We start from the raw sequence: 11,320 nt of genomic DNA, 5'->3' as shown, positions 1-11,320 counted from the left end.
CCGGGGCGCTCCTCGCCCGCCTGCCCGGCTCTTACGCTCACGGCGGTCTTCGCCCGGGGCGAGAGCGTCGAGGGCCGCGTCACCGAGGAGCCGGCGGCGGGACCCGTGCTGCCCGGGGCGGCCGACGTGATCCTCGTCGGCACCCCGCACGCCGACCCGGAGCAGGCCGCGGCGCTCGACGCGCTGCTCGACGCCCACCCGGACGCGCTCGTCGTGTGCCTCGGCTGGCCCGCCGGGCCGGACGACCTCCCCCGCGCCCGGCGGATCGTGTTCACCTACGGTGACGCGCTCCCCAACGCCACGGCCCTCGCCGGCCTCCTCACGGGGGCCTGAGGAGGCCGGAGCACCCGACACGCGACCCACGTGAATCCGTGCACAAGCGACCGCCTAGCATGAACGCCGTGCCGAATACGCCCGCCGCGCGCCTGTCCGAGGCCGCACGCAATCCGCTCGCCTTCATCGCCGCCCGCTGGACGCCACGCCGGCGGACCGTGGAGCGGGCCGCGCTGCTCGCCCTGATGATGACCGTCGTCATCGTCGTGACCGGCGGCGCGGTGCGGCTCACCGGCTCGGGGCTCGGCTGCCCGACCTGGCCGCAGTGCACGGACACCTCGCTCACGACGACGCGCGAGATGGGTTTCCACGGCGTCATCGAGTTCGGCAACCGCATGTTGACGTACGTGCTGTGCGCCGCCGTCGGCTGGGCGATCATCGCCGCGCGCGCGGCGAAACCGCGCCGCCGCTCGCTCACCCGGCTCGGCTGGGCACAGTTCTGGCTCGTCATGGGCAACGCGGTGCTGGGCGGGATCGTCGTGCTCGTCGGCCTCAACCCGTACACCGTCGCCGCGCACTTCCTGCTCTCCTCGGCGCTCATCGCGGTCGCGACGCTCATGTGGCAGCGCAGCCGCGAGGGCGACGCGGCACCTCGCCCGCTCGCGGGGCCGAAGGTCGTCCGCCTCGCGTGGGCCCTGGTCCTCGTGACGGCGCTCCTCATCGCGGTCGGCACCCTCGTCACGGGCACGGGGCCGCACGCGGGCGACTCCTCGGACGTGCCGCGCATGTCCCTGGAGTGGCTCGGCGGCTGGACGGGCACCGCGCGGGTGCACGCCGCCCTCGCCTGGGCGACGTGCCTCCTGACGGCCGCGCTGTGGGCCGTCCTCAAGGCGGTGGACGCGCCCGCGGGCCCGCGGAACAAGACGGGCGTCCTCTTCCTGGTCCTCCTCGCCCAGGGCGCCATCGGCTACGTGCAGTACGTCACCGAGCTGCCCGAGATCCTCGTCGGCACCCACATGCTCGGCTCGACCCTCGTGTGGATCGGTGTCCTGCGCGTGCTCCTCGCCCTGCGCGAGCGCCCCGAGCGGGAGCCGGGCGGCGAGCCGCTGCCGCGCCAGGACGCGAGCGACACCGCGCGGCTGACGGCGGCCTGACCCCCGCCGGCCGCCCTCACTCCTCCAGGCCGTACACGCGCCGCGCGTTCCCCGCGCCGAGCAGTCCCGCGATCCGTTCCCCGTCGCGCGCGCTCCAGGCGCCCTCCACGACCCACGCCCCGAGGACCCGCCGCAGTGCCTCCCTGAACTGGCGGGCCGCGACGACGTGCAGTTCGGGCAGTCCCCGCGCGCCGCTCGAATAGAGCAGCTTGCCGAACGGAGCCAGCTCCAGGAACTCCGCGAGCAGCCCGGCGGCACGCGCGCCGGTCCCGCTGAGAGCGGGCCCGAGGTCCACGTGGACGTGCGGGTGCAGCCCCGCGAGGCGGGCCGCGGCGCGGTGGTAGGGGTAGCCGGGGAGCAGGACGAGCGGGGTGCCGAGCCCGGCCGTCGCCGCGGCGAAGGCGGCGAGCGCCCCCGGTTCGGGCGGCACCTCACCCGTATGGAGCTGGAGCGGGCGGCCCGAGGAGAGCGCGAGCCACAGCAGGTGCGCCCCGAGCGGCGGCGGGGGCCCGGCCGGGTCCTCGGGGCCGGTGCCGCCCGGCGGGAGTTGTCGCGCGGCGAGCCAGGCCCCGGCGGCGGCCCGCACCTCTGCGGGCGAGGGCGGCTCGGGGAGCAGCGGGACGCGGCGCGGGGGCGGGGTCACGGAGGCGAAGGCGACGGCGGTCGTCGCGGCGCCGTGCACGGACTCGGCGAGGTGGCGCAGGAAGGACGCGACGCTGCCCGAGGTGTCGGCGGTCTGCCCGGCGAGCTGTTCGAGCCGGACGATCTCGCGGGCGTGCGCGTCGGCGGTCGCGGCGAGTTCGCCCGGCGGGGTGAGGCCGAGCGGCGGCCCGGTGTCCACGAGGTACGTGCCCGTGCCGCTGCCGCGCAGCAGGCGCCGTTCCGTCTCCAGGGCGCCCAGTTCCCTGCGCCGCGCGAGGTAGTGCGCGGGCGGGCTGTGCGGGGCTAGCCCGAGCAGCGGGGGGCACCAGCGGCGCAGCGCGAAGCCGGTCTGCGTGTCGAAGAAGGTGGTCCCGGCGGCGGGCGCCGCGTCCCCGGGCCCGAGCAGCGCCTCGAAGGTCCCGAGCCCCAGTTCCTCCCGGCGCACCCCCTGGCAGTACTGGTCCACCAGCGGCGGCGTTTCGATCACGGGGACCCCCGGGGCCATCCGGCGCCCGGACGGTCCGAGCGGCCTTCAAGGGTTCTAACGGAAGAAAGAGCCCCCGGTACCGCCCAATTCCAGCCCCGGGCGCCGCATGAGCCAGCCCCTCCGGCGTTTGAGGAGCGGGGCAGGGGGCGGAGCCCCATGATCAGCCCCTCCGGCGTTTGAGGAGCCGGGGCCCGGGGCGGAGCCCCGAAACCCCCGGGAAGGGGCCCCTCACGCGGAAAGGCTCACCCGCCGACCTGAATCCCCGCCATTCGCCGCCACTCGTACGCCCCCGTCCGCACCTTCGCCGCGAAGTCCCCCGCGAACTCGTCGTGCAGCGTGATCCCGGCCCGCGCCACCGCGTCCCGCGCCACCGCCGCGTCGTGCGCGAAGAGGTCGCCCCAGCCGCCGTCCTCGCCGACGAGGACGATGCGGGTGCCGCGCTGCCCGACGTAGGCGAGCTGTCCCTCGGCACCGCCGTGGCGGCGGGCGAAGGAACCGATCTGCTTGGCCAGCCGCGCCGCCCTGCGCTCCTGGCGCGCCGCCGCCCGCTTCCCGGCGGCGGTCGGCGTGGCGGCGGGCTCGGCGCTCTGCTCGGTGTTGTCTGCCATGCCGGTCATGCTACCCACGAGTAGGCCCCGGCACGACAGGAGACCCCGCCGTCCGGGAGGGGACGACGGGGCCGGGGACCGCGGCGCGTACCGCCGTACGCGCGGGCGGGCTCAGCGCGCGCGTACCGCCGTACGCGCGAGCGGGCTCAGCGCAGGAAGGGGTCGATCGCGACGGCGACGAAGAGGATCGACACGTAGGTGATCGACCAGTGGAAGAGGCGCATCTCCTTGAGCCTGGCGCCCGTGATCTCGCCCTTGGCGCGGTGCAGGAGCGCGTGCGCCTCCCACAGCCAGTAACCGCCGGACAGGAGCGCGACCAGCGTGTAGAACCAGCCGGTGTAGCCGAGCACGGTGAGCAGGAGCGAGACCGCGACCATGATCCAGCTGTAGAGCACGATCTGCTTCGCGACGGCCTTGTTGCCCGCGACGACCGGGAGCATCGGCACGTTGACGCGCGCGTAGTCGTCCTTGACCCGCATCGACAGCGGCCAGTAATGCGGCGGCGTCCAGAAGAAGATGACGAGGAAGAGGATGACGGCGGCCCAGGAGACCGAGTCCGTCACGGCGGACCAGCCGATGAGGACGGGCATACAGCCCGCCACCCCGCCCCACACGATGTTCTGCGCGGTACGCCGCTTGAGGATCATCGTGTAGCCGACGACGTACAGGAGGATCGCGCCGAGCGAGAGCGCGGCCGAGAGCCAGTTGACGAGGAGGCCGAACCACAGCGTGGAGACCGCCGAGAGGCCGAGGCCGAAGACGAGTCCCTCGCGCGGCGAGATGAGCCCGGTGACCAGGGGCCGCTGCGACGTACGGTCCATCAGGGCGTCGATGTCGCGGTCGTACCACATGTTGAGGGCGTTGGCGCCGCCCGCCGAGAGGTAGCCGCCGAAGCACGTCACGAGGACGAGCCACAGATCCGGGAAGCCCTGTTCGGCCAGGAACATCACCGGCACGGTCGTGATGAGCAGCAGCTCGATGATCCGCGGCTTGGTCAGCGCCACAAAGCCCATGAGCCGGGCCCCGGTCGGCCGCTTGCCCGTGCTCGTCCCGAGCGCTCCCGCTGGACGGGATTCAACGGCCGTCACGCACACCCCTGACAGAGACTTTTCTCAAGCGAGCCCCCCGGGAGTGTCCGGATTGGCCCCGGAAAGGGGGGCTCACGCGTACCACGCCACTCTAGACGGCCCCCCTCTCCGGCCCTTCGCGGGGGTCGTTCGTGTTGGGCGCCCCGCGCGCCTGTGCGAACGGGACGCCGCGGCGTCCGGCACGCCGTCCGCGAGCGGACGCGAGGCGTCCTGCGGTGACGCTCGGTCGCCTCGCGCGGGGCCCGGCCCGGATGAGCGCGCGGGCGCACGTGCGGGCGCTGGAATGAGCGTGTCCCGGCACAGATGTCGCGGTGTGCCACGGAGCCTTCCCGGGCAGGCGGGACAAGGGTTGTGGGCCTTCGAGAGGCGGAACCGGCCCGTCTTCGGCACCCTGGGAATCAGGCGCGGAGACGCGGACGTTTCCGGGGGTAGGCTCGACGCCGTCCGGTGCACGCAAAGTCACCGGTCTTCGACATGTGGAGAGGAGCCCTGACTCAGGGTGAGCACCAAGCCGACCACCACAGATTTCGAGTGGACCGAACTGGATCAGCGGGCCGTAGACACCGCGCGTGTACTGGCCGCGGACGCCGTGCAGAAGGTCGGCAACGGCCATCCCGGTACGGCCATGAGCCTGGCCCCGGCCGCGTACACCCTCTTCCAGAAGGTGATGCGCCACGACCCGGCCGATCCGGACTGGACCGGGCGCGACCGTTTCGTGCTGTCCGCGGGCCACTCCTCGCTGACGCTCTACACGCAGCTCTACCTGGCCGGTTTCGGCCTGGAGCTGGCGGACCTGGAAGCCTTCCGCACCTGGGGCTCCAAGACCCCCGGGCACCCGGAGTACGGGCACACCAAGGGCGTCGAGACGACGACCGGGCCGCTCGGCCAGGGCGTGGCCAACGCCGTGGGCATGGCGATGGCGGCACGCTACGAGCGCGGGCTCTTCGACCCCGAGGCACCGCGCGGCGCCTCGCCGTTCGACCACCACATCTACGCGATCGCCGGGGACGGCTGCCTCCAGGAGGGCATTTCCGCCGAGGCGTCCTCGCTCGCCGGGCACCAGAAGCTCGGCAACCTGATCCTGCTGTGGGACGACAACCACATCTCGATCGAGGGCGACACCGAGACGGCCGTCTCCGAGGACACCGTCAAGCGCTACGAGGCGTACGGCTGGCACGTGCAGCGCGTCGCCCCGAAGGCCGACGGCGACCTCGACCCGGCCGCCCTGTACGCCGCGATCGAGGCCGCGAAGGCCGAGACGGAGCGCCCCTCGTTCATCGCGATGCGCTCGATCATCGCCTGGCCGGCCCCGCATGCGCAGAACACCGAGGCCGCGCACGGCTCGGCGCTCGGCGAGGACGAGGTCGCCGCGACCAAGCGCGTCCTCGGCTTCGACCCCGAGAAGCACTTCGACGTCGCCGACGAGGTCCTCGCGCACACGCGCGGCGCCCTGGAGCGCGGCAAGGAGCGGCGCGCCGAGTGGGAGAAGGGCTTCGCCGACTGGCGGGCCGCGAACCCGGAGCGCGCCGCGCGCTTCGACCGTGTCGCCGCGACCGAGCTGCCCGAGGGCTGGGAGGAGCACCTCCCCGTCTTCGAGACCGGCACCTCGCTCGCGACCCGTGCCGCCTCCGGCAAGGTCCTCCAGGCGCTCGGCCCGGTGATCCCCGAGCTCTGGGGCGGCTCCGCCGACCTCGCGGGCTCGAACAACACGACGATCGACAAGACGTCGTCGTTCCTCCCCGAGGGCAACCCGCTCCCCGAGGCCGACCCGTACGGCCGTACCGTCCACTTCGGCATCCGCGAGCACGCGATGGCCGCCGAGCTGAACGGCATCACGCTGCACGGCAACACGCGCGCGTACGGCGGGACGTTCCTGACGTTCTCCGACTACATGCGCAACGCGGTCCGCCTGTCGGCCCTCATGACGCTGCCGGTCACGTACGTCTTCACGCACGACTCGATCGGTCTCGGCGAGGACGGCCCAACCCACCAGCCCGTCGAGCACGTCGCCTCGCTGCGCGCCATCCCGGGCCTGAACGTGGTCCGCCCGGCCGACGCCAACGAGACGGCCACCGCCTGGCGCGAGGTGCTGCGCCGCTACACGAAGGTGTACGGCGAGGGCCGCCCGCACGCGCTCATCCTCACCCGGCAGGGCGTGCCCACGTACGCGCCGAACGAGGACGCGGCCAAGGGCGGCTACGTGCTGCTCGACGCCGAGGACGCCGAGGGGAAGAAGGTCACCCCGGACGTCGTCCTGATCGGGACCGGCTCCGAGGTCCAGCTCGCCGTCGAGGCCCGTGAGCTGCTGCGCGCCCAGGGCGTCGCCGCGCGCGTCGTGTCGATGCCCTCGGTCGAGTGGTTCGAGGAGCAGGACGCGGGGTACCGGGAGTCCGTGCTCCCGGCCGCCGTCAAGGCGCGGGTCGCGGTGGAGGCCGGGATCGGCCTGACCTGGCACCGTTTCGTGGGCGACGCGGGCCGCATCGTCTCGCTGGAGCACTTCGGTGCCTCGGCCGACGGCAAGCTGCTCTTCCGCGAGTACGGCTTCACCGGCGAGGCGGTCGCCGCCGCCGCGCGGGAATCTCTCGACGCCGCCCGGCGCTGACGCGAACAGACACTCTACGAGGAGATGCAATTTCCATGACAGACGCACTCAAGCGCCTCTCCGACGAAGGCGTCGCGATCTGGCTGGACGACCTGTCGCGCAAGCGCATCACGTCCGGCAACCTGAGCGAGCTGATCGACGACCAGCACGTCGTGGGTGTCACGACCAACCCGTCGATCTTCCAGAAGGCGATCTCGCAGGGCGACGGGTACGACACCCAGGTCACCGACCTCGCCGCGCGCCGCGTCACGGTGGAGGAGGCGATCCGCATGATCACCACCGCCGACGTCCGTGACGCCGCCGACGTGCTGCGCCCCGTCTTCGACCGGAGCGGCGGCACCGACGGCCGGGTCTCCATCGAGGTGGACCCGCGCCTGGCGCACAACACCCGCGCCACCGTGGCCGAGGCCAAGCAGCTCGCCTGGCTGGTGGACCGCCCCAACACGTTCATCAAGATCCCGGCGACGAAGGCCGGTCTGCCGGCGATCACCGAGACCATCGGCCGGGGCATCAGCGTCAACGTGACGCTGATCTTCTCGCTGGAGCGCTACCGCCTCGTGATGGACGCCTACCTCGCGGGCCTGGAGAAGGCGAAGGCCGCGGGCCTGGACCTCTCCAAGATCCACTCGGTGGCCTCCTTCTTCGTCTCGCGCGTAGACACCGAGATCGACAAGCGCCTCGACGCGCTCGGCACCGACGAGGCCAAGGCCGCCAAGGGCAAGGCCGCCGTCGCCAACGCGCGCCTCGCCTACCAGGCGTACGAGGAGGTCTTCTCCTCCGAGCGCTGGGCCGCCCTCGACAAGGCGCACGCCAACAAGCAGCGCCCGCTGTGGGCCTCGACCGGCGTCAAGGACCCGGCGCTGCCCGACACGCTGTACGTGGACGCGCTCGTCGCCCCGAACACGGTGAACACCATGCCGGAGGCGACCCTGGAGGCCGTGGGCGACCACGGCGAGATCACCGGGAACACGATCGCGGGAACGTACGAGGACGCGCAGGCCGTCATCGACGGGCTCGCGAAGTTCGGCATCTCGTACGACGAGGTGGTGGACCTCCTGGAGAAGGAAGGCGTCGACAAGTTCGAGGTCTCCTGGAACGACCTGCTCAAGTCGACCGAGGCGGAGCTCAACCGCCTCGCCCCTTCGGAGGGCTGATCACCTTGACCGCACAGCACGGGGCCAATCCGCTCCGTGACGCCGCGGACCGACGGCTCCCGCGTATCGCGGGGCCGTCGGGCCTGGTCATCTTCGGCGTCACCGGGGACCTCTCGCGCAAGAAGCTGATGCCGGCCGTCTACGACCTGGCCAACCGCGGCCTGCTGCCGCCGGGCTTCTCCCTCATCGGCTTCGCGCGCCGCGACTGGGAGGACGAGGACTTCGCCCAGGTCGTCCACGACGCGGTGAAGGAGCACGCCCGCACCCCCTTCCGCGAGGAGGTCTGGCAGCAGCTCTTCCAGGGGATGCGGTTCGTCCAGGGCGCCTTCGACGACGACCAGGCGTTCGAGACCCTCAAGGCCACGATCGACGAGCTGGACAAGGCGCAGGGCACGGGCGGCAACTTCGCCTTCTACCTCTCGGTGCCGCCGAAGTTCTTCCCCGACGTCGTCCAGCAGCTCAAGAAGCACGGCCTCGCCGACGCCCCCGAGGGGGCCTGGCGGCGCGCGGTCATCGAGAAGCCCTTCGGGCACGACCTCGCCTCGGCCAAGGAGCTGAACGCGATCGTCCACGAGGTCTTCGACCCCGACCAGGTCTTCCGCATCGACCACTACCTCGGCAAGGAGACGGTCCAGAACATCCTGGCGCTCCGCTTCGCCAACCAGATGTTCGAGCCGATCTGGAACCGCTCGTACGTCGACCACGTGCAGATCACCATGGCCGAGGACATCGGCATCGGCGGTCGCGCGGGCTACTACGACGGCATCGGCGCCGCCCGCGACGTCATCCAGAACCACCTGCTCCAGCTCATGGCGCTCACCGCCATGGAGGAGCCCGCCTCCTTCGACGCCGACGCGCTCGTCGCGGAGAAGACGAAGGTGCTGCGCGCCGTGCGCCTGCCCTCCGACCTCGGCCGCGACACCGTGCGCGGGCAGTACGCGGCGGGCTGGCAGGGCGGCGAGCGGGCCGTGGGCTACCTCGAAGAGGACGGCATCGACCCCGAGTCGAAGACCGACACCTACGCGGCGATCAAGGTCGGCGTCGACAACCGCCGCTGGGCGGGCGTCCCGTTCTACCTGCGCACCGGCAAGCGGCTCGGCCGCCGCGTCACCGAGATCGCGGTCGTCTTCCAGCGCGCCCCGCACTCCCCCTTCGACCAGACGGCCACGGAGGAGCTGGGGCAGAACGCCCTGGTCATCCGCGTCCAGCCGGACGAGGGCGTCACGGTGCGCTTCGGCTCCAAGGTCCCGGGCACCTCGATGGAGGTGCGGGACGTGTCGATGGACTTCGCCTACGGCGAGTCCTTCACCGAGTCGAGCCCCGAGGCGTACGAGCGCCTGATCCTCGACGTCCTCCTCGGGGACGCGAACCTCTTCCCGCGCACGGAGGAGGTCGAGCTGTCCTGGAAGATCCTCGACCCCATCGAGGAGCACTGGAACCGCCACGGCAAGCCCGCCCAGTACCCCTCGGGGACCTGGGGCCCCACCGAGGCGGACGACATGCTCCGGCGTGACGGACGGAGCTGGAGGCGGCCATGAAGATCGATCTCACGGACACCACGTCCAGCAAGATCAACAAGGCCCTCGTACAGGGACGGCGCTCGCTCGGCGCGCCCACCGTCGGCATGGTGCTCACCCTCGTCATCGTCACCGACGAGGAGAACGCCTACGACGCGCTGCGCGCCGCGCACGACGCCTCGCGCGAGCACCCCTCGCGCATCCTCGTCGTCATCAAGCGCGTCTCGCGCGGCCCCAGGGACCGCGCGACGACCCGCCTGGACGCCGAGGTCCAGCTCGGTGGCGACACCGGCAACGGCACCGGCGAGACGGTCATGCTGCGGCTGTACGGCGAGGTGGGCGACCACGCCCAGTCCGTCGTCCTGCCGCTGCTGCTCCCGGACGCGCCCGTCGTCGTCTGGTGGCCCGTCAACGCGCCGGAGAACCCGGCGAAGGACCCGCTGGGCGCCCTCGCCCAGCGCAGGGTCACCGACTCGTACGCGGCCGAGCAGCCCATCCACGAGCTCAAGGCCCGCGCCGAGACGTACACGCCCGGGGACACGGACCTGGCGTGGACGCGCATCACGCCGTGGCGCTCGATGCTCGCCGCCGCGCTCGACCAGGTGGCCTGCGAGGTCACCTCGGTCGGGGTCGAGGGCGAGGAGTACAACCCGAGCGTCGAACTGCTCGCGATGTGGCTCGGCCACCGCCTCGCCGTCCCCGTCAAGCGCACCGCCTCGGGGGGCCCCGGGCTCACCTCGGTGCGCATGGAGACGGACAGCGGGCCCGTCGTGCTCGACCGCAACGACGGCTCGCTCGCGACGCTCTCCGTCGAGGGCCAGCCGGACCGCGCGGTGGCGCTCAAGCGCCGCGAGACGGCGGAGCTGATCGCCGAGGAGCTGCGCAGGCTCGACCCGGACGACACCTACGCCGCGGCGCTCAAGTTCGGCGTCGACCGGCTCGACGAGCCGGCCGGGGCGCAGACCGCGCCGACGCCGGAGGAGGCGGCGGCCGAGGCCGCCGAGACGGCGGAGACGGGGACGGGGGCGCCGCAGGGCGGCTCCGGCTCCCGCACGGGGGCGGCGAAGAAGACGGCGGCGCGCAAGTCCGCCAGGTCCACCGCTTCCGCGAAGAAGGCGACCACGTCATGAGCACCACGCCCGAACTCGTCGTGCACCAGGACAAGGCCGAGATGGCGCGGGCCGCCGCCGCCCGGCTGATCACCCTGATCGTGGAGGCCCAGGCCGAGCGCGGCAGCGCCTCGGTCGCCCTCACGGGGGGCCGCAACGGCAACGGGCTGCTCGCGGCCCTCGCCGAGGAGCCCGGGCGGGACGCGATCGACTGGGGGCGCCTGGAGGTGTGGTGGAGCGACGAGCGCTTCCTGCCCGACGGCGATCCCGAGCGCAACGCGACGCAGGCCCGCGAGGCGCTGCTCGCGCGGGTGCCGCTCGACCCGGGCCAGGTGCACGAGATGCCCGCGTCGGACGGTCCGTACGAGCCGGAGGCGGCGGCGCAGGTCTACGCGGCCGAACTCGCCGACGCGGCCTCGCGGGCGGGCTCGCACGGGGCCGTCCCGGCCTTCGACGTGCTGCTGCTCGGCGTCGGCCCGGACACGCACGTGGCCTCGCTCTTCCCGGAGCTGCCGGGCGTGCGCGAGCGGGAGCGCGCGGTCGTCGCGGTCCACGGCGCCCCGAAGCCCCCGCCGACCCGTCTCTCCCTGACGCTTCCCGCGATCCGCGCGGCCCGCGAGGTCTGGCTCCTCGCGGCGGGCGAGGACAAGGCGGAGGCGGTCCGGATCGCGCTGTCCGGCACGGGC

The 11,320-nt window shown here is 72.9% G+C and carries 9 protein-coding genes and 1 pseudogene; 7 read left to right on the top strand and 3 right to left on the bottom strand.

From position 1 onward, the window contains the following. Both SSBG_RS23640 and SSBG_RS23635 read left to right on the top strand, forming a co-directional pair. Positions 1-333, top strand: a pseudogene (locus SSBG_RS23640) (glycoside hydrolase family 3); the annotation flags it as partial. Between the two features lie 59 nt (positions 334-392). Continuing rightward, the gene (locus SSBG_RS23635) at positions 393-1,427 is read left to right on the top strand and encodes a COX15/CtaA family protein (protein WP_037870487.1); all 1,035 of its coding nucleotides are present in this window, start codon (positions 393-395) and stop codon (positions 1,425-1,427) included. 16 nt (positions 1,428-1,443) lie between these two features. Here SSBG_RS23635 and SSBG_RS23630 read toward each other — a convergent pair whose 3' ends face one another. From SSBG_RS23630 to SSBG_RS23620, 3 genes are all read right to left on the bottom strand, one after another. After that, positions 1,444-2,556: an amidohydrolase gene (locus SSBG_RS23630; RefSeq protein ID WP_008748588.1), complete on the bottom strand. Its 1,113-nt coding sequence runs from the start codon at positions 2,554-2,556 to the stop codon at positions 1,444-1,446. A gap of 242 nt (positions 2,557-2,798) precedes the next feature. After that, positions 2,799-3,164: a hypothetical protein gene (locus SSBG_RS23625; protein WP_008748587.1), complete on the bottom strand. Its 366-nt coding sequence runs from the start codon at positions 3,162-3,164 to the stop codon at positions 2,799-2,801. 146 nt (positions 3,165-3,310) lie between these two features. Beyond that, on the bottom strand, positions 3,311-4,258 hold the full coding sequence (locus tag SSBG_RS23620) for a heme o synthase (RefSeq protein WP_078491397.1): 948 nt from the start codon (positions 4,256-4,258) through the stop codon (positions 3,311-3,313). 493 nt (positions 4,259-4,751) lie between these two features. Between SSBG_RS23620 and tkt the strand changes: the two genes are divergently transcribed. The 5 genes from tkt to pgl form a co-directional block, all read left to right on the top strand. Then, positions 4,752-6,854, top strand: a complete 2,103-nt coding sequence (tkt, locus tag SSBG_RS23615; RefSeq protein WP_008748584.1) for a transketolase — start codon at positions 4,752-4,754, stop codon at positions 6,852-6,854. 35 nt (positions 6,855-6,889) lie between these two features. Next, positions 6,890-8,008, top strand: coding sequence for a transaldolase (gene tal, locus SSBG_RS23610; protein ID WP_008748583.1), 1,119 nt, complete (start codon positions 6,890-6,892; stop codon positions 8,006-8,008). 5 nt (positions 8,009-8,013) lie between these two features. Continuing rightward, positions 8,014-9,546, top strand: a complete 1,533-nt coding sequence (gene zwf, locus SSBG_RS23605) for a glucose-6-phosphate dehydrogenase (protein ID WP_008748582.1) — start codon at positions 8,014-8,016, stop codon at positions 9,544-9,546. Continuing rightward, positions 9,543-10,655 carry a glucose-6-phosphate dehydrogenase assembly protein OpcA gene (opcA, locus tag SSBG_RS23600; RefSeq protein ID WP_008748581.1) on the top strand — a complete coding sequence of 371 codons (1,113 nt, stop codon included), beginning with the start codon at positions 9,543-9,545 and terminating at the stop codon, positions 10,653-10,655. The genes zwf and opcA overlap by 4 nt, the downstream gene beginning before the upstream one ends. Continuing rightward, on the top strand, positions 10,652-11,320 hold a 669-nt coding region (gene pgl, locus SSBG_RS23595; protein ID WP_008748580.1), incomplete at its 3' end, for a 6-phosphogluconolactonase. The genes opcA and pgl, both read left to right, overlap by 4 nt.

The sequence above is a fragment of the Streptomyces sp. SPB074 genome, from assembly GCF_000154905.1.
Taxonomy (GTDB): domain Bacteria; phylum Actinomycetota; class Actinomycetes; order Streptomycetales; family Streptomycetaceae; genus Streptomyces.
The sequence above is the reverse complement of the archived record's forward strand: the minus strand, read 5'-3'. Positions and strand labels throughout refer to the sequence as shown.